We start from the raw sequence: 24,036 nt of genomic DNA on the forward strand, positions 1-24,036 counted from the left end.
TATTATCCTTTCACCAAACGTTCCTACGGAACGAAAAAGCCCCTACTTTTCCAGGTTACCTACGACACACGGGACGATAATTCCGATAATGGTCATTAATATGTGACGTCCCAGCGGGACGATTCCCAGGTAGCACAAATGATGTTTTATTATTTGTGCCGTTCCTTAGGAACGTTTAGTGAAACAATAATCAATATTGATTAAACGGTAAATAATTTCTTAAATGATATTATGGATTTTAGCGGAGCAGAACGTTTTCAGCTCTCGCCCCCTGTACATAGTGTTCCGAAGGGAACTACGGATTGCAGCCTAGCAAAGAGTCTCCGACTCGCGCTTTAACATTGAGTTAAAAACTCAAATCATTCACCAATTCGTAGAGACGCTACGCTTAACTCTACGAACAGCTATGGTAAACGCGGATTTGATATCTGTGTGCATCCTTTTTATCCGTGGTTGAATTATTCTATTTACCGTGGTTAGGATTTATGGTTTCGGTCTGTGTGCTCACAGACCAAGGGTACTTTAAAAAAAAAGGCCCCGATTTATACCGAGACCTAAATAATATTTTGATTTATTATAGCTTAAGCTACTACCGTGTTTTCTATTTTCAACACCCTTGATGTTCTTGTTCTGGTTTCTCTGCACAATTCCGGATCCTGAGCAAGTGGTTTTCCATAAGTAGGAATCATCTCTTTGATTTTTGCCTGCCATTCATCAGTGGCCAAATCTTCGGCAAAACAACGATTTAACAAGTCGAGCATAATAGAAACCGCTGTTGATGCTCCGGGAGACGCGCCCAACAAGGCCGCGATAGAACCATCGGCAGCACTAACCACCTCTGTACCAAACTCTAAAATTCCACCTTTTTTCTCATCCTTTTTTATCACCTGAACGCGCTGACCAGCATATTCCAATTCCCAATCTTTTAACTCGGCCGTTGGTAGATATTCTTTTAATGCTTCCAATCTATCTTCTGGCGACTGCCTAACCTGTTCGATTAAATATTTTGTTAAATCGAGGTTATGTAAACCGGCCGAAATCATTGGTCGGATATTGTTAAATTTTATTGATTTTGGTAAGTCTAAAAACGATCCGTTTTTGAGAAATTTAGTCGAGAAACCTGCATATGGCCCAAACAACAATGCCTGCTTGCCATTAATCATTCGCGTATCCAGGTGCGGTACCGACATGGGCGGAGCGCCAACCGCAGCCTTACCGTAAACTTTAGCGTGGTGTTTTTTGATAATTTCTTCGTTGGTGCATTTTAACCATTGTCCGCTAACCGGGAAACCGCCAAATCCTTTTCCTTCCGGGATATCAGATTTTTCCAACAATGGCAATGACCCGCCACCGGCACCGATAAATACAAATTTGGCTACTCTTTTGCGTTTGTCGCCGCTTTCCAGATCTTTAACCTTTACAATCCAGTTCCCATCCTTATTCTTCTTTAAGTCGCGGATTTCGTGATTGAAATACAGGTTAACGTTGCTTTCTTCCTTTAAGTGGTTAAACATATCGCGGGTTAACGTACCGAAGTTGACATCAGTACCCAAATCCATTTTGGTAGCCGCAATTTTCTCACCTTTTTTACGACCATCCATAATCAATGGTGCCCAGCTTTTTACAAGCTCAGCATCTTCTGTATATTGCATCTCGCTAAACAGATCGCATTGAGTTAAGGCATCATAGCGCTTTTTAAGATATTCGACATTCTTTTTACCCCAAACAAAACTCATGTGTGGAATATTGCGGATAAAATTGCAGGGATCAGATACCAGTCCCTTGCTCACCAGATATGACCAAAATTGCTTGGAAACCTCAAAATGCTCTGCAATTTGAACCGCTTTTTTTATTTCGATAGAACCATCTTTCTTTTCGGGCGTGTAGTTTAATTCGCAAAAAGCCGAATGTCCTGTACCAGCATTATTCCAGGCATCAGAACTTTCTGCTGCCGCAATATCTAAACGTTCGTAAATTTCTATGCTTAAATTCGGCTCTAATTGTTTTAATAAAACACCAAGGGTTGCACTCATGATGCCAGCCCCTATCAAAATTACATCAGCGTCAGTTTTGCCAACTGTCTTTTTCTTTTTTGTCATCTTAGCTTAAAGGAGTTACAAATTTAGAATGATTTTAAACATACCACGAATTTTGGAGAGATTAAATCTTAAAAAATTGCTCAAAAATTAGAAATATTTCTATTTTTTTAACAATTAATAATCAAATTTTAATCCAAAAAACAGTTTGATCAATTAAAAACAAAAAATGCAGGTTGAAGTTTACAAAAAGCTGGCTACTAAAACTGCTAATCGCATTGATAATTAAATGGTAACATGGCTTAGAATATTAACCAACTTACCAAATGGATCTCTGGTGTAAAACCTCCTTACACCCCATGGTTCGTTAACCGGTCCGTATTCTACAGGAAGCCCGGCAGCTTTCACCTTTTCAAATACATCATCAACATTGTCTACCTCAACGGATAAATCTGGTGTTGGTGTACCTGATCCGCCTTCAGAAGCGAAACTGATCTGTACATCCATCTTTTCACCTATCGCACCGTAAATTGCAATCCAGCCATGGTCCATGATTAGATCAAGTCCCAAAATGTTTTGATAGAAACTGGCCGCAGCTAAAATTTCCTGCGTATCAATATTAAGTACAATTCTTTTTACCATAAGGAAAAAGGTTAAATGGTATTTCATCATGAGCCTGTCGAAGGAACTACCTAAATAGATAATCGTTTCGACAGGCTCAAAGAGACATAAATTCAATATTGAGTGGAACTGTATTTCCGAATTAGTTTTTAAGCTTCGCTTTAAATACTTTTTCCAGTTTTTGTATTTTTGGAAGGATGACCAACCTGCAATACGGCTCACTCCCGTTTTTGTTAAAATAATTCTGGTGATAATTTTCAGCGACATAAAAAGGCTTTGCGGCCTCTATTGCCGTCACTACTTTCTTGCCATAAGCATTGGTTTTGTTTAATTCGGCCTTATACTTTTCTGCCAATGCTTTTTGCTCTGCTGAATGATAAAAAATTACCGAACGGTATTGTGTACCGCTATCTGCGCCCTGGCGATTTAGTGTAGTCGGATCGTGGCTTTTCCAAAAAACTTCTAATAGCTCATCGTAAGAAATCACCATTGGGTTATAGGTAATCTCCAAAACCTCGGCATGCCCGGTAGCCCCTGTACAAACCTCTTCGTAAGTTGGGTTGCTCAACGTACCGCCTTCATAACCTGATTTTACAGAGATTACACCTTTTAATCTTTGAAATATCGCTTCGGTACACCAAAAGCAGCCCATACCAAACGTCGCCTTTTCCGTCTTTTTTCCTTGTGCATTTGCCTGGTTTAACGACAGTATGGCAAGTAGGATCAAAAATATTTTTCTCATGTGTGTTTTTATTTATATCTAATTATACGCAAAATAAAAGGGTGTAGTTTGTATTAAATCAATAATGGATTTTGTATGACAATCGCAACAAATTGTTGATTCTGCTGTTAATGTTAACAACTTAATACATTAAATAACAAATGTTTAAGGCGCTATTTTATTAACTAAACACACTTATTAACAATTCTTTTTTAAATTCGTATAACATTATAAATATAAGATTATGTCTACACCGTATATTCCCTGTTTAGATTTAGGTTCCTACATCAACGGCTCTGAAGAAGATCGTAAAAGGTTTTCTGATGAATTGGGCAGGGCTTTTAACGATTCTGGTTTCGTTACCATTACCAACCATGGTTTAAGTCAGGAATCGATTGATAAACTTTACGAAAACATCAAAGCGGCATTTTCGTTGCCCGTTGAAATCAAAAGGAAATATGAAAAACCAGAATTGGCAGGTCAGCGCGGCTATACCAGCGCGGGTAAAGAGACGGCTAAGGGTGCAAAGACACCTGATTTAAAAGAATTCTGGCAGATTGGGCAAGAAGTAACTGACGGCGATCCGGTTAAAAATGAATATCCTGATAATGAAATTTTAGAGGAATTACCTGACTTTAATAAGGTAACGGGAGAAATCTATAAAAAACTGGAAGAAAACGGAACGCATTTACTGCGTGCCATTGCCACTTATTTAGAGTTGCCGATCAATTATTTCGATAAACATGTCCATAATGGAAATTCTATTTTGAGAGGTATCCATTACTTCCCGATCGAAAACCCTGAAACGATTCCGGATGATGCGGTACGTGCAGGCGCACATGAAGACATCAACCTGATCACCTTGTTAATTGGTGCCAGTGCCGATGGTCTTGAGGTGTTAACAAGAAGCAACGAATGGTTGCCAATTAAAGCACACCATACTGATATTGTGGTAAATGTAGGTGATATGTTGCAGCGCTTAACCAATAATAAGCTAAAATCGACAACGCACAGGGTAGTAAATCCGCCACGTGAGCTAATGAAAACTTCCCGTTACTCTGTTCCATTCTTTTTACACCCGCGCAGCGATATGGATTTAACCAGTTTACCATCAACCATTGATGCGGAACACCCTAAAGCCTACAGCGATATGACGGCAGGCGAATACCTGGATGAACGTTTGAGGGAAATTGGATTGAAGAAATAGTCTGGAGTCGTGAGTACTCAGTTTTGAGTCTCTGGTGAATTTTATAAATAAAACGAAAGCATCGGCTAAAACCGATGCTTTTTTGGGTTATATTAACGTACGCAGGAACATAAGGATATCCAAGCATTTAAACGATGATGGCTGACCAGCATATTATTTAAGTTCAAAGAGTTATCAACTTCACAGCAAACTGGTTGTTAAAGTTGACAACTCTGAGTATTGGCAAGCAAGTTTTATTTTTTCGATTCATCAATGGCTTTATTGATTACATCCTGAATTCTACCCCTGATTTTTAAATTGGAAAGTTTATCGGTAACCGTTGGATTGACACGGTTAGATAAAAACACATAAACCAAACCCCGTGACGGATCTACCCAAACGCAGGTTCCGGTGTATCCGGTATGGCCATATGTTTGTCGTGAGGCGAGATCAGAAGGATAATGTTTAGTGCTATCCGGGTCCCAACGATCGAAACCCAAACCCCTGCGGCTCACATTTGATTGTTTGGAGGTAAAAAGATCTACCGTTGTATTTTTGAAATAAGTTTCTCCTCCATAGGTGCCACGGTTTAACAACATCTGATAAATAATGGCCAGATCGTTGGCACTGGCAAATAAACCGGCATGACCTGAAACTCCACCTGCTAAGGCCGCGCCCTGATCGTGCACATAACCTACAAGTAAAGTTTTTCTAAAATACTTATCATCTTCGGTTGGAATGATCTGCTCTGGTTTAAAACGGTTGCGCGGCAGAAAACCTGCCGTTTGCATCCCTAGTGGCTTATAAAAGTTTTCGTAAGTATATTGATTTAAAGGCTCCTCGCTAATATGCTCTACAATATCTTTCATTACATACATGCTGATATCGCTGTACACATATTTACCCCGTGTTTTGATGGGCGAATTAAGCATCTTAGGCCACATAAAATCTTTAAAAAAACCTTTTTTGATATAATAATTATCGGCTACTTTGGTTGGATAGGCTGCGGATGAATCTCTGCTATAATCGCCGGTTTTAACGTAATCATGAAAAGGAATGTAAGGGATAAAACCTGCCTGGTGCAACATTACCTCGCGTACCTGAATATTATTCATAGGCTTAGTGCGTGCTTTAGGAATGTACGCCCCGATATTGGTATCCAGTTTCAGTTTTCCTTCTTCAAACAAGCGCATTACCGCTGGTGTAGTTGCCGTTATTTTCGTTACGGATGCAAGATCAAAAATATCGGTTACCTTATCTGGCACATTGCTATCATAGGTATGATTACCATAAGCCTTATTAAAAATTACTTTACCATCCTTCGCCACCAAAACCACTAACCCTGGAGTAGCTTTTTGTGCTATAGCTTCGGCAGCAATAGCATCAATTTCTTTTAAGTTGTTAGCATTTAAACCAGCATCTTCCGGAACGGTATATTTTAATCGCGTAGCTGTTGTCGTAAAACCAGACCCCATCGTATAACGGGCAGAATAAGCAGTGGTTAACTTATTTGAAGCAGCCATACCTCCAAAAATATACTGCGGTACAATAGCCGCTGCATCAGCATTGTTTTGACTGGTCCATATAATCGGCGATTTTAACAGATCGAATGATTTTAAACCGGGTCCATTACCAAAAAATGAAACAATTACCTGCTTATTTTTACTAATACTGTTAATGAAGTTAATGTATCGGGCCTTAGTTACCTGCTGATCATCAATCGCAACTAAAATGGTATTGAAATATTTAAGGTCATCTTCCAGATCATTCAAATTCAGGCTATCTTTATAAGAATTAGTAGAAAACGAGGTGACCTTATCATATTTATTAGCCAGACTATCAAAAACGTTGCTATAGGCAAAGCCAAGGCTAACCGAAGCGATATTTTTTTTTGCTAATGATTTTAAAGGAATAATTCCATCTTGATTGTTTAACAAAACCGTTGTGTTAGCAATTGCATTCGCAATAGCCAATTTTTTTTCATTCGCTGTATGATCCTGTGCGCAGGCCATTAAACATAAAATATTGCAACAAAATGCTACAGCCATAATACACAATCTATTTCGCTTCATATACTTTTTCTCCGTTCAGATAGGTTTTTAAAATTTTGGTTTTTAATATATTTTGTGGCGTTGATTTCAAAATATCGTGATCGAGCATAACAAAATCGGCTAATTTGCCTTTCTCAAGGCTACCTTTTTCATGTTCTTCAAAATTGGCTTTTGCTGCCCATATCGTCATTCCGCGTAGGGCCTCTTCAGGTGTCAGGGCATTTTCTACCTGGAAACCTCCCTTCGGAAAACCTTTTGCATCTGCTCTCACCGTTGCTGCATAAAACGTTAATAATGGATTAATGTTTTCTACAGGAAAATCTGTACCTAATGGAATCCAACCGTTTTGTTTTAGCAATTGTTTGTAGGCATATGCATTTTTTAACCTTTCTCCACCTAAACGCTGTTTAGCCCAATACATATCGGAAGTTGCATGCGTAGGTTGAACGGAAGGAATAACACTGGCGTTTCCAAACAGGTTAAAATCTTTAGCATTAACTACCTGCGCATGTTCAATCCGCCAGCGCTGATCGTTTTTACCCTTTAAAATTTTATTGTAAATATTGAGGATTACGCGATTGGCCGAATCTCCAATGGCATGGGTACACATCTGGAAATGATTGGCAGCTATTTTTGCGGCCACTTCTTCAAAATGTTTCTGATCGCTTAACAAAAAACCGGTTTTATCTGGCATATCGCTGTAAGGATGCAGCAGACAGGCACCACGCGAACCTAAAGCGCCATCAGCATATACCTTAAAAGCACGAACATCTAACCGATCGGTTTTGATCGGGCCACGGTTAAAAAGATAGGTATAATTATCAGGCTCATCTGAAAGCATGACGTATAGCCTCATTTTCAATTTTTTCGATTGCTGCAGTTTTTCGATAAACTCAACCGTCAGATAACTTAATCCACAATCATCAATGGTGGTTAAACCAGCAGCGAAACAGTTCTGTTGTGCATCCATAAATATCTTTTCGGCCAGTTTAGCATCTGGCGATGGGATTTTACGCTCCACTAACGCTACTGCATTATCAATCAACACGCCAGTGAGTTTTCCGTTTTGGGTAAGCATATCGCCGCCTACCAATTTTTGCTCACCTTTAATCCCAGCTTCATTCAGGGCTTTTTGGTTTGCAATGGCGGCGTGTCCATCAATCCGGTTTAAAAATACTGGTCGATCTGGAAAAAGAGCGGTCAACTTTTCATTTGTAGGGAAAGCTTTATTGTCCCAATCGTTTTGGTCCCAGCCATTGCCGATTAACCAGCCATCGGGATGCGTTCTGGCAAAATCAGTTAAACGGGTAAGCACTTCATCCCAGGATTTGGTTTCCCGCAGATCAGCGGTTTGCAAACTTTGTCCATAGCCATAAAAATGGGCATGTGCATCTATAAAACCGGGATAAATGGCTTTGCCTTTCGCATTGATTTCTTCTTTTGCTGCATATTGATCTTTTATCTCATCACTTCTACCCAGTGCGAGTATCTTTCCATTTTTTACTGCAAACGCTTCAACCGTATCAAACTTACTGTTAACGGTATAAACCCTTGCATTGTAAACAATTACATCAACCACTTCCTTTTTGGCGCAGGAAGTAAACAACAATGCCAGAAAAAGACTGTATAAGATGGCTTTCATTCCGCTAAAGATAGAAAAATGAAAGCATTTGGATTTGTAAATTCGGTTTTACAGAAACGGCGACTTAATCCTGGTCTTAGCGTCTCGCTATGACCTTATAACTATACCACAATTTTTTGCCACGGAAACACAAAAAGCGAGGAATATAGCTTGAGTTGATCAACCCTGGTCTTAGCGTCTCGCTATGACCTTATAACTATACCACAATTTTTTGCCACGGAAACACCGAAAGCACGGAAAATATAGCTTGATTGATTAAACATCGGTAAACCAGCAGAAATTCCTCACCAGTTCAGAGCGGCAGGCCCCTGTAAAATAAACCTGATGGGGCCGGCATCCCGATTTTTTCTATCGGGATACAGTGTACAGCAGGACTACCGGAACCGATTGGTGCAGAACCCTGCTTTTCAAAAAAAACAAAACCGAGGCAGAGATAACAAATTGTTACGTACAAAGATTCTTCACTGCGTTCAGACTGACGGGTAGCAATTCAATCCTATTTACCCACAGTCATTTATATGTTGAGTTTTAAACAAATCAGGTTCTTTAAGCTTATTTTGCATAATTTAGCAAATCACTTTGCCTTAATACATGACTGATATTATTCACTTATTGCCTGATGCTGTTGCCAATCAGATTGCTGCCGGAGAAGTGGTTCAACGACCTGCTTCTGCGGTAAAAGAATTGCTCGAAAATTCGATAGATGCTGGTGCAGATAAGATTCAACTGGTAATAAAAGATGCAGGCAAGGCATTGATTCAGATTATTGATAATGGCTGTGGAATGAGCGTTACCGATGCCAGAATGTGTTTCGAACGCCACGCTACATCGAAAGTAAAAAAAGCAGAAGATTTATTCGCCATCCGCACCATGGGTTTCCGTGGCGAGGCCATGGCTTCTATTGCAGCCATTGCACAGGTAGAAATGAAAACCCGCAGGCACGAAGATGAAATAGGCACCTGCATTTCTATCGAAGGCGCTCAGGTAACCAATCAGGAACCGGTAGCTACGTCTCCCGGAACGCAGATTTCCATTAAAAACCTGTTTTTTAATACGCCAGCAAGAAGGAACTTCCTGAAAAGCAACCCGGTAGAAATGCGTCACATCATAGATGAATTTCAACGCGTAGCGTTGGCACATCCAGGTGTTTTTTTTAGCCTGCACCATGATGGGGTTGAAATTTTCAACCTTCCAAAGGGCAACTTAAAACAGCGCATCGTCCATCTTTTTGGCAACAACTATAACGAACGTTTGGTCCCTGTTGAGGAAGAAACCACGATTATTAACTTAAAAGGATACATCGGCAAGCCTGCTTTTGCAAAAAAAACCAGGGGTGAACAGTTCTTTTTTGTAAATAACCGCTTTATTAAAGATCCTTACTTAAACCACGCAGTAAGCTCTGCTTTTGAAGAGTTACTGCCTGATGATAGTTACCCGTTATATGTATTGTTTATCGAGATTGACCCGTCGAAAATCGATGTAAACGTACACCCTACCAAAACAGAGATTAAATATCTGGATGAAAAGTCGATTTACGCCATCATGAGATCGGCTGTAAAGCGTTCTATTGGCCGGTATAATATTGCCCCGACGCTGGATTTTGATCAGGAAACTGGTTTCAGCAATATGATTACGCATAAGGCAGTTGAAGATATTGTACCACCGAGTATTAATTTCAATCCTGATTTCAATCCTTTTGCGAATGACAGCAGTTCTACCTCCGGTTATGCCTCTTCGCCAAGAAATTATGATGCAAAACCGAGCGCAAAAAACTGGGGTTCGCTTTACGATATAACCGAACAGCCTGTTGTAGAGCAAACTTCTATTTATGAGGATGAAACTGTTTTGGAAACGAAGCAGAAACAATATATGCAATTGCATAACCGCTATATTGTTTCGCAGATCAAGTCGGGGTTGATGGTGATCGACCAACAAATGGCACACGAGCGGATCCTTTACGAGCGTTTTCTCGTACATCTGGATGACCGCAAAGGCGCATCGCAGCAGAGTTTATTTCCGCAAACCATTACACTAAATGCGAATGATTTCGAACTGGCCAAAAGTTTACTGGATGATATAAAAAGCCTGGGCTTTGATGTACGGGAATTCGGGAAAAATACGTTGGTAGTAGAAGGTGTTCCGGTTGATCTGGGCAGCAGCAATATTAACGAAACGCAATTATTTGAGCAATTAATTGAGGGCTTTAAAAACTCACAACAAGAATTAAAATTGAGCAAACGCGATAGCCTGGCAAGAAGCCTGGCAAAAAACAGTGCCATAAAAGCCGGAACAAGTCTCGGTCAGGAAGAAATGAATACACTGATTGATGAGCTTTTTGCCTGTAAAACGCCTAACTTTAGTGTAAGTGGCAAACCGATTATCCAAACCATTACACTGGCAGAACTGGATAAGAAGTTTGAGAAGGGATAGTGATTTTGAGTTTGGAGTTGGGGGTTTGGAGTCGGGAAGTCGAGGGTCCGAAGATATGGAGCAGACAGACTAAGCAGTAGATCGAAAGCACTAAAGCTTTGATGCCCTTAAATGTCTTATATGGTGAAAAAAGACAGAAGTTGGGAAGTCATAGGTCAGAAGATATGGAGCCGATAGACTAAAGCTTTAAGCTTTGATGCCTTTAAATGTCTTATATGGTAAAAAGAAGACCGAAGTTGGGAAGTCATAGGTCAGAAGATATGGAGCAGACAGAAGCAGAAGGCTTAAAGCCTGGCGATCCTTAAAATATAAAAATCTGGCAATAAATCTGTCTCCTTTTAAAGGAGGCTATTACATGAAAAACAGTTAACCGATTTAAAAATTAACCAGTTAACCCATTTTAAATTAAATGAACAACATATATATTCCACCAGTAGTAAAAAACCTACTGATTATTAACGTCTTATTTTTCGTAGCCACTTATTTGTTAACTAGCCTTCATCTGGATGATATTTTAGCTGTTTATTATTTTGATTCGCCTAAATTTGAGATATGGCAACCCATTAGCTACATGTTTATGCATGGTGGCATAGCGCATATTTTCTTTAATATGTTTGCGTTGTACTCCTTTGGAAGCATCCTTGAATCGAGATGGGGCGGCAAAAAGTTTATCATTTTTTATTTTATTACGGGATTGGGTGCTTTGTTTTTACAATGGGCTGTACAGGCTTATGAGGTACACCAAATTATAGGTAGCGCCACCAATAATGGAAAAATAAACCTTGCCGCATTGTTTCAGGGCGAATTTAATACTTCACAGCTTTCAATGGCACAAGCCGTTACACTTAGAAGCATCTACTTTGGTGGCATGGTCGGCGCTTCGGGTGCTATTTTTGGTCTGTTGGTTGCTTTTGGCATGCTTTATCCAAATGCTGAACTACTGATTATGTTTATCCCGGTTCCTGTAAAAGCTAAATATATTATACCCATTTACATTTTAGTAGAGTTATCTTTGGGTGTTGCCCAGTTTGAAGGCGATTCCATCGCCCATTATGCACACCTGGGAGGTGCCTTAATTGGCTTTATACTGATTAAAATATGGAAAGATAAAAACGATACATTTTATACACTCTATGAATAATACTTTCAAAGATTTAAAATACAAGGTTTTTCAATCGGGCAACCCATTGTTCTTTTACATAGGGATTAATGTTATCCTTTTTTTAGTTACTGCCATTATTGGCGTAGTTGTTTTTTTAGGCCGTATTCCTGTCGATACCAATTTATGGACCAGGGAATATGTAGGCTTGCCGGCTAGTCTTCCGAAATTACCGGAACGTTTTTATACCCTGTTTACGTATATGTTTTTTCACGACGGGATTCTCCACGTCTTGTTTAACATGCTCGGCTTATTTTGGTTCGGCAACATATTTATGAATTTCCTGAAAAGCAGGCAGTTTCATTTTGTATACCTTGCAGGCGGCTTGTTTGGCGGTTTATTTGCTCTTGCCGCATTAAATATATTCCCTGTTTATGCTGATGGATTAGCTGGCGTAACGATTATCGGAGCATCGGCCGCCGTAATGGCCATTATTTTCGCGGCAGCCACGCTGGTACCCAATTATAGCATTATGCTGCTTTTCTTTGGCGAGGTTAAAATTAAATGGATCGCCATTGTATATTTTATCCTGGATTTTATTGCTATCGGCTCTGTAAATGCCGGTGGAAGTTTAGCGCATATTGGCGGTGCACTTTTAGGTTTCACCTTCATTAAAAGTTTGCAGAACGGACGGGATTGGAGCAAAATATTTGAGCGTAAGCCAAAATTAAAGGTAGTGCGGAATGAGAAACCAGTTAAAAAACCTGAATTTAAAGGCGGAGTAACACAACAGGAAATAGATGCCATTTTAGATAAAATATCAACTTCAGGCTACGATAAATTAACAACTGTAGAAAAGGAAAAACTATTTAAGGCAAGTAAAGATTAATGGCTACGAAAGCGAAGAAATACAGTTTCATAGATAAGCTCCTCTTGCCTATTGCGATTCTATTGGCAATTGCTTTGCTTTTAGGGGTGCTGGCCGGAAATATGGATCCGAGAAAACATGCCATTATTGCTTTTTTCGGGCTTGCTTACCCGTTTGTCTTATTTGCGAATATAATTTTCCTGGTTTGGTGGTTTTTAAGCAAGAAATGGATTTTTGCAATCGCTACCATTCTGGTAATCGCAATGGGTGCTAAAACCTTAAAAGCAACCTTTGCCATTGGTGGTGATGAAGGCAGTGCTGAAAAGGTTGATCATAGCATCAGAATGATGACATACAACGTACACAGTTTTAAACTGTATGGCGAAGACAATACGGAATCGGTAAAGGAAAAGATGCTTCGGGTAGTAAAAGACCAGAATCCGGATATTATCTGCTTTCAGGAATTTTACACCCGTTACAAAGGTGCCTTTGATACGGTTGATAGCCTGAAAGCGTTGCTAAACACGAAATATTATTACTTTGTACCCATCGATAAAAATGATTATGAAGCCGTTGGCTTAGCTATATTTTCTAAATATCCGATTGAAAATTCTGGTAAAATCCCTTTTGTTGAAGGCTTCTCCAATAACATGAGTATTTATGCTGATTTAAACATTAAGGGAAAGACCCTTAGAATCTATAACGTACATTTTCAGTCTATTTCTTTTGAAAAGCAGGATTATGAATATTTGGATAAGGTTAAAGAAATGAATACCGAACTGCAACCCTCTAAACGTATTTTAAGAATGCTTAAAAATGCCTTTCTCAAACGCAGCAGTCAGGTAGATATTATGAAAAAGGAGATGGCCGCCTGTAAAACACCTTACCTTATAGCAGGCGATTTTAACGATACGCCGGCATCTTACGTGGTTACTCAGATTACCGACGGTTTAAATAATAGTTTTATTAAAAAAGGCAACGGTTTCGGTAAAACCTATAACGGCAAATTTCCCAATTTTCAGATTGATTATATTGCTACTTCCAAAGAACTTGAGGTGTTGAATTACAAAATCATTCAGGCTAAGTTATCTGATCATTTCCCGGTTAGGAGTGATTTGAAATTTGTTCCATAAGCTTTCCCTGATATGTGTGAACACAGACATAGGATCAACTCCCCGTGGATACAGACCGAGGATATTTTTCTTTATAAGAAGCGCAAGGTCTGTACAGAATAATAAGTTTCTTCCCGTTTTCCGCTTTTACGCTTCGCTTCCTCGTGCCTCGTTGCTGCAGGGTAACGCTACAACCGGGGCTAGGCCAAACAGCATTCCATTTTTACGGTTGCAGGTCGCAGAACCCTTGTTCATAAACCTGATTGAGCGGAATAGCCAGCAGCGTAGCGAGGACTATAACGAAAGCGGGGCTGAAAACCGCCAAGCCCTACAACCCGTTCATTTCCTAATTCTATTTCGGTCGGTAAGACAGCAACCGATAGCAAAATTATATTTTCTTACCATACATCAACAATAGGTCTATTCTTTATTTCCATATTTGCTTTATAAAATTTAAAAAAAATCTTCAAAAATATGAGCTTAATAGATGCCCTGAACTGGCGTTATGCCTTTCCCCTGGTCTGTGTCTCCACAGACTATCCTTGATTATTTCCTTTTCATTCAGTGAGGACACAGACCGAGGATAAAGATCGATTATATTGCCACCTCCAAAGAGCTTGAAGTGTTGAATTATAAAATTACCCAGGCCAATTATCTGATCATTTTCCAGTTAATAGTGATTTGAAATTTGTGCCATAAGCTTTCCCTGGTCTGTGTTTCCACAGATCCCCCCTGATCATTCCCTTTTCGGTCTGTGAGGACACAGACCGAGGATAAGGGTGCAGAACCCTTGTTCATAAACCTGATTGAGCGGAATAGCCCGCAGCGTAGCGAGGACTATAAGCGAAAGCGGGGCTGAAAACCGCCAAGCCCTACAACCCGTTCATTTCCTAACTCTATTTCGGTCGGTAAGACAGCAACCGATAGCAAAATTATATTTTCTTACCATACATCAACAATAGGTCTATTCCTTATTTCCATATTTGCTTTATAAAATTTAAAAAAAATCTTCAAAAATATGAGCTTAATAGATGCCCTGAACTGGCGTTATGCCGTTAAGAAAATGAATGGTCAGCCTGTTGAACAAGAAAAGGTTGATAAAATTATTGCTGCAGCACATTTAGCACCTACATCATCAGGTTTACAGCCTTTTAAAATCATTGTGGTAACCAACCAGGAGTTGAAAGAAAAAATTGCACCGATTGCTTTTAACCAATCGCAAGTAATTGATTCTTCTCACTTATTGATTTTTGCCGCAAACGAAAATTATACGGAAGAAGGTATCGATAAGGTTTTCGACAGAATGAATACAGAACGTGGTTTACCATTGGATACTACAGATGCTTACAAAACACAACTTAAAGGCATGCTTCTAAACAGAACAGCAGAAGAAAACTTTAACCATGCAGCCCGTCAGGCTTATATTGCTTTCGGTATTGCCATTGCAGAAGCTGCTGTGTTAAAAGTAGATGCTACACCAATGGAAGGTTTTAACGGACCTGCTTTAGATGAACTTTTAGGCTTAGATAAAAAAGGCTTAAAAAGTGTTACGCTATTGCCTTTAGGATACAGGGACGAAGCTGGGGATTGGTTAGTTAACCTTAAAAAAGTACGTACACCAAAAGAAGAATTCTTGATTGAGTTTAAATAACAGGCAAACACCATTATATTTAAAACGGGCCGCTTTTAGCGGCCTTTTTTGCTTTACATTTTTTTCATACCAGATATTATATGACAAAAATCCGTCATTGCGAACTGAAGCGCCGCCAGTGGAATGGCGTGAAGCAATCTTTACACATAAATTTAACTCGAAAGATTGCTTCGCCGGATGAAAAAGCCTTCTTATATCAGAACCTGAAACAAATCGGATAGCTATGGGATCAGGAAAACGGAATGCAAGGAACGAACCAATGACAAGTGAGCCAATGAACCTGAATCTTTTGTAAAAAAATGTTAAACCACCATACAATTTAGGACAGCTATTTATAATTGGATATATTTACGAGCTTTAATATCCAATCCATGAAGATTTTTAGATTATCGTTTATAATACTGTCACTTTTATCCACCCTCAGTTTTTCTTCCTCGGCTCAAACCGATACCATTAGTATCAACAGCATCATCGCCAAAACCAGTAAGGTATTAAGTGATTACCCTGCTGAAAAGATTTACCTTCATTTTGACAAACCTTATTATGCAGTTGCCGATACAGTTTGGTTTAAAGCTTATGTTACCGAAAACCAGAATTTTTTATCAGGCATCAGTAAAATCATCTATGTAGATGTGATCAACCAGAAAGATTCGCTGATCCAGACTATAAAGTTACCCATAACCGGTGGTTTTGCTTATGGCAGTTTTCCTTTAGATCAGATTAACTATAAACAAGGTAATTACCATATCAGGGCTTATACATTATGGATGCTTAACAGCGATGACCCGGCTTATTTCAACAAAACCTTCTATGTAGGCGAAGCCATTGATAAGGAGGTAAAAACCCACATTACTTACAAAAATACTTCTACAGATAAGTTAGAAAAAATTGATGCCCGTGTACAATTTAAAGATGCCAGCAATAAACCCTACGCCAATAAAAATGTGAGCTGGCAGGTGGTTACCAGCTATACGGTTATTGCCAAAGGCAGGGGTACAACAGATGCCAATGGCTATTTAACCATTGCGATGAGCAATGCACAAAAGGCAGAATATCAATTACAAAAAGGCGAACTGATTACCAGCATTAATACCACCGATAAGGATGTGGCAAGCAGTAGCTTCCCGCTTAAAAACGCTATCTTAAGCAAAGATTTTCAATTTTTCCCGGAAGGCGGAAGTTTAATTGCCGGCCTTAACAATAAAGTGGCATTTAAAGCCATTAAAAGTGATGGTTTAGGTATTAACTCCAAAGGTACCGTAACCGATAATGATGGCAAAACGGTTGCCACCTTTGCAGCGCAGCATTTAGGGATGGGCAGTTTTGAATTATTGGCAGAAGCTGGAAAAACTTACAAAGCTACTGTTACCTATGCTGATGGCACTACTCAAACTTATAATTTACCTGCAGTTGCTGCAAATGGTGTTGCTGTGAAAATAGACAATAGCAATCCGGATAATATTGCCATAAAAATCCTGGCTAATGATGCCTTTTTTGAACAGAACAAAGGAAAAAAGCTTTATCTGGTTGCGCAGAGTAAGGGCGTTATCTGCTATGGCGCGCAAACAGCATTATCAAATATAGAATATAATACTACGGTGCTTAAATCTAAATTCCCAAATGGAATTGCACAATTTACACTGTTTAACGAATTTGGCAAACCGCTGAGTGAACGACTGGTTTTTGTTCAACACAAAAATACCATGGCAGTAACGCTTTCCAGTGCAGCAACTACGTATGGAATTAAGAAAAAGGTGAAGATAAATGTGGCGGCCAAAAAAGATGGTGCTCCTGTAGAAGGTAGTTTTTCTGTAGCGGTTGTAGATGAAACCAAAGTTCCATCAAGCGAAGACGCCACCAGCACGATATTAACTGGTTTATTACTAAGCAGCGATGTTAAAGGTTATATTGAAAAAGCGAATTATTACTTTAATGCACCCGACGCCAGGAAAAATGCAGATTTAGATGTATTGCTTCTCACCCAGGGCTATCGCAGTTTTAAATATACCGACATCATTGCCAATAAACTGCCAAAAATTGATTTCTTACCAGAACAGGGTATTGAAATTTCAGGGATTTTACGTCAGAACAATGGCATTCCGGTTAGAAAAGGAGCCCTGCTTTTAAGCATTCCTGATAAACGTTTTAACCAGGAAGGCACTACAGATCCGGTAGGAAACTTTAAATTCTCGAACCTGGTATTTAACGATTCATCGAAAGTAACCATTACTGCCAAGTATAATCCAAACTATAAAAACATGACCTTGAGCTTAAATGGTGCGCCGGTACCTACACTAACCAGAAATTTTAGTGCCGCCGAAGAGGTTTTAAATATTGATAGTACTTTGACCAGTTACCTGGATAATAGTAAAAAACAATACGCTTACCTACATACGCTAAAAGATGTGACCATTAAAGGCGCAGTGGTTCCGAAAGTAAGCCATAAGGATTATCCTGCATTGAGCGGGCTTAGCCAGATGGCCGACCATGAAGTGAGTGGCGATCGGTTTAAAGGCTGTGGTTTGCTGATTAACTGTCTACAAGGCATGCTTGCAGGAGTTACTTTTGCAGATAATAACTTTTACGTAACCCGCGATTACAACCAGGGCAAAAAAATCCCAATGGGTATTTTCATCAACGGTATGAATGTGGATGTAAACCAGATTAATACTATAGACGTTAACCAGCTCGAGTCGGTTGAAGTATTTTTGAGAGACGACTTAGGCCTGGTTAACCGTGCCAACAATGTAAACGGTGTAATTGTATTTAACCAGAAAAAAGCGCCTAAAGGCACCAGGATATCGAAAGCGCAGTTAATGGATATGCTTCCAAAATACTACGAACTTACCTTCTCGCCACAAGGTTATAACAAAGAAAAACAGTTCTATTCACCTAAATATGATGTACCTGCCAGTATGAACCGGAACGACTTAAGGACCACTATTTACTGGAACCCTAAAGTAGTTACGGATGCAACAGGTAATGCTTCTTTTGAATATTATAACGCTGATGGTAAAGGACAGTACAAAGTAATTATCGAAGGTATAGATGCCAATGGAAATTTAGGAAGATCAGTGTTTAAATACAACGTAAAATAGTTGGTTTATGGAAAATGTAAGATGGATGATGGAATTGGCTTTTCGCCCCTCATCCATCTTACATCTTAAATCTCACATCTTACTTCACTTCAAAAGGCAACTTCTTCCCTTTCAACCCGGCAACGATATTCTGCACAATAATTTTGGCCATGGCTGCTCTCGTTTCTTCGGTGGCTGAGCCAATGTGTGGTAGAACGGCAACGTTTTCCATCGCTAACAAAGGGTTATCTTTATCCATCGGTTCCGGATTGGTTACATCTAAACCAGCTCCCCATATTATTTTCTCTTCCAGGGCTCTGATCAAATCCTTTTCATTATGAATGCCCCCTCTGGCTGTATTAATGAAAATCGAATTGGATTTCATCTGTTTAAAAATATCAATTGTAAACTTATCCTTGGTTTCGGGGGTTAGCGCCGTATGGATAGAAAGCACATCACTTTGTGCCAAAAGTTCTTCAAAGGATACATATCTTGCTCCTATTTCCTTTTCGGCATCTTCGTTACGCGAGCGGTTATGGTAAATTACCTCCATTTGGTAGGCCGCAGCACATTTCCTGGCCATTTCTAAACCAATTTTACCCAGGCCAAAAATACCGAGCGTTTTGCCTTTTACTTCAATGCCTAGTTCTGGCGAAGGCTCATAGTTTTTCCACTCGCCCTGAATGATTTTCTTATGCGAAAAAAATGCTTTTCGCGATACGGCCAGCATCAGTAAAAAAGCTGTATCAGCAGTTGCGCTGCTTAAAACACCAGGCGTGTTACCAATGGGGATATTCAATTTTTTAGCGGTATCCAGATCCACCTGATCGAAACCTACTGAATGCAGCGCAATCACCTTTAAGTGCTTGCAGGCGTTTAAAAATCCGGCATTCAATTTATTGGGGCCTACGCTGACCAAAGCATCCTGATCCTTACAGGCTTCAATCAGCTCTTCTGCCGTAATCTGCCTGTTTTCTTTCCATTGGGTAATTGTTATATTATTTTCTTCCAGTTGCTTTAAACCAACCGGAGCAATGTTGCCGCTTATAAATACTTTCATATTCATTTAACAGTAAAATCTGAGCAGGAGTTTTAATAATGCTTATTTTACCGTAGTGGTAAGTACCTGATAAGTATTTGCACTAAAATAACCCAGGGCATTGTTGGTAATGTTTGATGTGGGATTGGCCGGTGTGGTACCCTGGTTAGGTCCACGGTCTGACTGTTGACTCAATGCATACCAATAATTAAAAATATTACTGTCAATACATTCCATTTCAACCTTAATCTTATCATTGGTGTTCAGCTCATCACTGTCATGATCATTGTTGGGTTTAAAGAAGAGCTGGATCCGTAAATCATTACCGTTGGTTAACCTGTCGTTATAAGCATAATATCGTCTTGATAGCACATCATTTACATATAGGTTAAAATGGTAAAAATTGACCTCGTTAACCGGATCTTTTAAGAAAGCGGCCGCTGTTTTGCGTTCACGCCCGAAAAAAACATTATTAATAATTCCGATTGAATCCAACTTAACCAAATTAGGCATTTTAGAACTCGCGGTATATTTTTGTCCTTCAACAATTGCATTTAAGTTATAGGTAACACCAGGCTCTCCTTTCATGCGGTTAATATAAGTACCAGGCTTAGTTCCTTCTTTGAATACAAACGTGTTGCCTTTGCTATCGGTTACGGTAACCGTAGCGCCTGAAATTTTTGGAAAAACATTTTCTTCGGTATAACCTATCGTTTTGCTGATTTTAATTTCCTGATCAATCAACTGGTTATTTATAATTCCTTCAATAACAACCTGTGGATCGGCATTTTCCGTATCAATGGAAATAATTTTTTTACATGAAGCGAGACACAGCGTAAATAAGGCAAAATATATCGTTAGTTTTTTCATGGTGTTAAAATTTAAAATCCCAGGTAACAGAAGGAATAAGGCCAAAAAGTGAAGTTTGCTGTGCAGCAGTTTTGTTCGGATTTTCAGGATCGGTGATAAATTCTATGGAGTAAGGATTTTTACGTCCAAGCACATTGTAAATACCAAAATTCCAGCTCGATTGGTATTTGCCCTTTTTCTTGCCTGCTAACGTTGCACTTACATCTAAACGCATGTTGTAAGGCATACGGCCTGCATTACGCTGGGTATAATAATAAGCAGGTTGTCCGCCGATGGTATATTTTCCTGCAGGAAAAGTAACTGCATTACCTGTACTATAAATAAAGCTCGATGAAAATGTCCACCTTGAGGTCATGTTGTAAATGCCAACCAATGAAATATCATGCGTGCGGTCTTGCCTTGCAGGAAAATATTTGCCGTTATTCAGTTCGGTAAATTTACGTTCCGTTCGCGATAGGGTATAACCCACCCAGCCGTTCAGCTTACCAAATTTCTTTTTAAAAAACAATTCCATTCCATAAGCACGGCCTATACCGTAAATCAGCTCTGATTCTACATTCGAATTGGCAAGTAATTGGGCAGCATTCTTGTAATCGATCTGGTTTTGCAGCCATTTATAATAAATTTCGCCAGATAATTCATAGGTGTTCTCCTTTAGGTTTTTAAAATAACCTAAGGCTACCTGATCGGCAATTTCGGGCTTGATGTTATTGCTGCTCAGCACATACTGGTCGGTTGGCGAACTGGATGTAGCATTAGTTAAAATGTGAACATTCTGCGTATTACGATTGTAGGATGCTTTAATTGAGTTTTGTTCATTAAGCAGGTAACTCACCGAAAAACGCGGCTCCAGGTTGAGATAGTTTTTATAGAATTTGCCTTTAGCTACATTTTCTGTAGAGGTAATTTCGCCTGCCGCATTGTAGGTATTAAAATTACCAGGCCCCATTAAAGAGAAAGCAGCCAGCCTTACACCATATAAAAAGTTGATGTGTTCATTTACACTCCATTCATCAGCAATATAAGCAGCAGATTCTATTCCATACCTGCGCTCTTGCGAAAGCGAATTCACCTGCGAGGAAGCATCACTATCAATATCAATCGGCGAAATGCGGTGCTGGGTAGCATTTAGCCCAAACCTGAGGATATGCTTGTTACTGAAATACTGAAAATCTTCTTTAAAATTAAAATCGCGCACCAGCGAAGTGGCCTTAAAATTAGTCGCATCGTTGAGCAAACGAACAGTATAATTATAATTGTTGTAAATGAACGATGTATTGGAGAATAAACGATCGCTAAAAATGTGGTTTAAACGGATAGTGGTAGTTACGTTACCCCAGTTGTTTTCAAACAAATCCTTCACACCAATATTATCCTTGCCAAAATAGCCCGAAATATAGATGGTATTTTTATCGTTGATTTTATAATTTGCCTTTGCATTGATATCATAAAAATTTAGGGTACTGCCATTAACAGACGAATCTGGCGAAGCCCTTAAAAACAGATCGATATAGGTTCTACGGAAACTCACCATAAATGAGCCCCTATCTTTCACAATGGGGCCTTCCGCTTTTAAACGTGAAGCAATTAAACCGATCCCGCCCTGAAATTTATATTCTTTATTGTTTCCATCATCCATTTTAACATCTAAAACGGACGATAAACGGCCGCCATACTGCGCCGGCATGCCACCTTTGTATAAACTTACATCCTTAATCGCATCGGCATTGAAAGTGGAGAAAAAGCCTAAAAGATGTGAAGAATTGTACACCACAGCCTCATCTAAAATAATAAGGTTCTGATCGGCGGCACCACCGCGCACATAGAAACCCGTGTTTCCTTCACCGCCAGATTTTACACCTGGCAAGAGCTGAATGGTTTTTAAAATATCCTTTTCTCCGAGTAATACCGGAATGGAGTTAAGCGTTTTCATATCAATCCTTTCCAGTCCCATCTGCGCACTTTTAACATTTTCGTTTTTACGGTTATTGGCGCTAACCGTTACATCAGCCAGATCGTTTGCACTTCGTAATTCTTCATTTAACTTGGTATCTTTTGTTAAATTGATGGTTTTAACCACAGCGGTATAACCTGTATAACTTACTGCCACCGTGTAGCTTCCTTCGGGCTGCGTTAAAGCGAAATATCCATAATTATTGGTTAAAGTAGCTGCGGTAGAAGCCCCTGAAATCCTTACCGTAGCACCAATTAAGGTTTCGCCGGTACCTGCATCACGGATCGTGCCGCTAAGGGTAAATTTCTTTTGAGCAAAAATAGAGGTGGATAGAAAAAGGAGGCAAAATAAGGCTAAGCAGTATTTTATGGACATATTGGCTACTATCGAATTTTTATGTTAGAAACCAAATGTACGAAATCAAACTCCTATTATTCGATAATGGAGGATTTCTTAATAAATTTTGGGATTTTATGGATAAATCTAGGGATGAATAGCAATATGGTGTGAACGCAACAGGTAAGGGCTCAAATGATCTTTACCGGCCTGCTGAAAGGTAATTAATTTAGAAGGTTCTTTAGGCATATGGCAATCGATGCAATTTGTGCTGATGAATCCTTTTGCCAAAGTAACCTCACTGTGCTTTGTACTTTGGTGACAGCTGATACAACGTTGTGAGTAAACTTTTAAATTACCCTTACTATTTTCATGGGTATTATGGCACGATTGACAAGTCATGTCTTTGCTTTTCCGATAGCAATTGCTGCCCATTAACATGCTGGTCTGGTTGCCATGTACATCCGGATCGCCACCACCAAAACCCACAAAATCCTGTGCGTAGTAATCATCGATATTATCGCCAGGGGTAAAACCAAAAACCGATTTTTGGGCAACCAAGGAATTGCCGGAGTGGCATACCCCGCAGGCATCCATCTTTTGTTTACGGCTTAATGTTTTATAAATGGTGATGAATTTGGCAGTTTTCTCTGCCGGATTTTCGAGGTGAAAAACGGCATGTTTACGGCCCGGTCCGTGGCAACGTTCACAATCTATACCGTAAATCAGTGTACCACGCTCCAACTCCTCATCAGTAGAAACACCTGAAGTTTGGATTACTTTTTTATCTACGTACGAAGCATGGCATTCTAAACATCGACTACCGATAGGCCTGTCGTAATAAAAGGTTTGTTTGGAGAAACCCGGACTAATGGCCCAGTTACGGATCCCGGAGAAATAGGAAAGTGGTTGCTCGTAAAGCTTTTTACCCTTCCAATAAGCATAGGTATAGGCTTTTTCACCCGAACCAAATACCATATCAAATTTTTCGGCACGAACTTCTTTTCCATCTACATAAGCGACCTGAAAAATGCCACCAGCTCTTTTTTCAATAACCACTTTTTGGTGTACATCAAAGTTGAATACATTAGCATCGGGAGCAAAAACCTTTAACAGTTTCTGGTCGTACACAGGTTTAGAGCTTAAACCATGTGCATCATGCGCAAAAGACTGCTTAATCTCCTGATGGCACTTTACACAAGTGGCAGCACCGGTGTAAGCCTCACCCCTAATGTCTTTTGGCAAATCATCGTCCGTATTCATGCATCTTGAAAGGATCATGACTACTCCTGCCATCACGCCCAAAATAATGAGGATCCGTTTTATACCTTTCAAAATAATTT

At 39.5% G+C, this 24,036-nt stretch carries 16 protein-coding genes; 7 read left to right on the forward strand and 9 right to left on the reverse strand.

Features of this window, described 5'->3' with window-relative positions; genetic code table 11:
* Positions 1 to 581: 581 nt before the first annotated feature.
* The 3 genes from ACFE6N_RS08175 to msrA form a co-directional block, all read right to left on the reverse strand.
* Entirely contained in the window at positions 582 to 2,099 is a 1,518-nt protein-coding gene (locus ACFE6N_RS08175) for a malate:quinone oxidoreductase (protein WP_378935450.1), read from the reverse strand.
* Between the two features lie 222 nt (positions 2,100 to 2,321).
* The gene (locus ACFE6N_RS08180) at positions 2,322 to 2,678 is read right to left on the reverse strand and encodes a VOC family protein (protein WP_378935452.1); all 357 of its coding nucleotides are present in this window, start codon (positions 2,676 to 2,678) and stop codon (positions 2,322 to 2,324) included.
* 121 nt (positions 2,679 to 2,799) lie between these two features.
* Positions 2,800 to 3,399 (reverse strand): peptide-methionine (S)-S-oxide reductase MsrA, encoded by a 600-nt coding sequence (msrA, locus tag ACFE6N_RS08185; protein WP_145857076.1) that lies wholly within the window; start codon positions 3,397 to 3,399, stop codon positions 2,800 to 2,802.
* A 223-nt stretch (positions 3,400 to 3,622) separates the two neighbouring features.
* On the opposite strand from msrA, the gene ACFE6N_RS08190 reads away from it, so the two are divergent.
* Positions 3,623 to 4,585 carry an isopenicillin N synthase family dioxygenase gene (locus tag ACFE6N_RS08190; RefSeq protein ID WP_378935454.1) on the forward strand — a complete coding sequence of 321 codons (963 nt, stop codon included), beginning with the start codon at positions 3,623 to 3,625 and terminating at the stop codon, positions 4,583 to 4,585.
* 233 nt (positions 4,586 to 4,818) lie between these two features.
* Here ACFE6N_RS08190 and ACFE6N_RS08195 read toward each other — a convergent pair whose 3' ends face one another.
* Positions 4,819 to 6,612, reverse strand: coding sequence for a serine hydrolase domain-containing protein (locus tag ACFE6N_RS08195; RefSeq protein WP_378935456.1), 1,794 nt, complete (start codon positions 6,610 to 6,612; stop codon positions 4,819 to 4,821).
* Between the two features lie 10 nt (positions 6,613 to 6,622).
* On the reverse strand, positions 6,623 to 8,257 hold the full coding sequence (locus ACFE6N_RS08200; protein ID WP_378935458.1) for an amidohydrolase: 1,635 nt from the start codon (positions 8,255 to 8,257) through the stop codon (positions 6,623 to 6,625).
* 591 nt (positions 8,258 to 8,848) lie between these two features.
* Here ACFE6N_RS08200 and mutL point away from each other — a divergent pair.
* From mutL to ACFE6N_RS08230, 6 genes are all read left to right on the forward strand, one after another.
* Positions 8,849 to 10,687, forward strand: coding sequence for a DNA mismatch repair endonuclease MutL (gene mutL / locus ACFE6N_RS08205; protein ID WP_378935460.1), 1,839 nt, complete (start codon positions 8,849 to 8,851; stop codon positions 10,685 to 10,687).
* Between the two features lie 409 nt (positions 10,688 to 11,096).
* Complete coding sequence (locus ACFE6N_RS08210; RefSeq protein WP_378935462.1) at positions 11,097 to 11,828, forward strand: rhomboid family intramembrane serine protease; 732 nt, start codon at positions 11,097 to 11,099, stop codon at positions 11,826 to 11,828.
* A complete protein-coding gene (locus ACFE6N_RS08215) occupies positions 11,821 to 12,675 on the forward strand; it encodes a rhomboid family intramembrane serine protease (RefSeq protein WP_378935464.1) in 855 nt (284 codons plus the stop codon). The genes ACFE6N_RS08210 and ACFE6N_RS08215 overlap by 8 nt, the downstream gene beginning before the upstream one ends.
* A complete protein-coding gene (locus ACFE6N_RS08220) occupies positions 12,675 to 13,787 on the forward strand; it encodes an endonuclease/exonuclease/phosphatase family protein (protein ID WP_378935466.1) in 1,113 nt (370 codons plus the stop codon). The genes ACFE6N_RS08215 and ACFE6N_RS08220 overlap by 1 nt, the downstream gene beginning before the upstream one ends.
* A gap of 997 nt (positions 13,788 to 14,784) precedes the next feature.
* Entirely contained in the window at positions 14,785 to 15,417 is a 633-nt protein-coding gene (locus ACFE6N_RS08225; protein WP_378935468.1) for an NAD(P)H-dependent oxidoreductase, read from the forward strand.
* A 371-nt stretch (positions 15,418 to 15,788) separates the two neighbouring features.
* A complete protein-coding gene (locus tag ACFE6N_RS08230; protein ID WP_378935470.1) occupies positions 15,789 to 18,515 on the forward strand; it encodes a carboxypeptidase regulatory-like domain-containing protein in 2,727 nt (908 codons plus the stop codon).
* A 79-nt stretch (positions 18,516 to 18,594) separates the two neighbouring features.
* On the opposite strand, the gene ACFE6N_RS08235 is transcribed toward ACFE6N_RS08230, so the two are convergent.
* From ACFE6N_RS08235 to ACFE6N_RS08250, 4 genes are all read right to left on the reverse strand, one after another.
* The gene (locus ACFE6N_RS08235) at positions 18,595 to 19,554 is read right to left on the reverse strand and encodes a 2-hydroxyacid dehydrogenase (protein WP_378935472.1); all 960 of its coding nucleotides are present in this window, start codon (positions 19,552 to 19,554) and stop codon (positions 18,595 to 18,597) included.
* Between the two features lie 42 nt (positions 19,555 to 19,596).
* Positions 19,597 to 20,403 carry a DUF4249 domain-containing protein gene (locus ACFE6N_RS08240; protein ID WP_378935474.1) on the reverse strand — a complete coding sequence of 269 codons (807 nt, stop codon included), beginning with the start codon at positions 20,401 to 20,403 and terminating at the stop codon, positions 19,597 to 19,599.
* A gap of 4 nt (positions 20,404 to 20,407) precedes the next feature.
* Positions 20,408 to 22,732 carry a carboxypeptidase-like regulatory domain-containing protein gene (locus ACFE6N_RS08245; protein ID WP_378935476.1) on the reverse strand — a complete coding sequence of 775 codons (2,325 nt, stop codon included), beginning with the start codon at positions 22,730 to 22,732 and terminating at the stop codon, positions 20,408 to 20,410.
* A 108-nt stretch (positions 22,733 to 22,840) separates the two neighbouring features.
* Positions 22,841 to 24,028 (reverse strand): hypothetical protein, encoded by a 1,188-nt coding sequence (locus ACFE6N_RS08250; protein WP_378935478.1) that lies wholly within the window; start codon positions 24,026 to 24,028, stop codon positions 22,841 to 22,843.
* Between the last annotated feature and the right edge of the window lie 8 nt (positions 24,029 to 24,036).

Source organism: Pedobacter sp. BG31 (genome assembly GCF_042464845.1).
In the GTDB taxonomy this organism is placed as follows: domain Bacteria; phylum Bacteroidota; class Bacteroidia; order Sphingobacteriales; family Sphingobacteriaceae; genus Pedobacter; species Pedobacter suwonensis.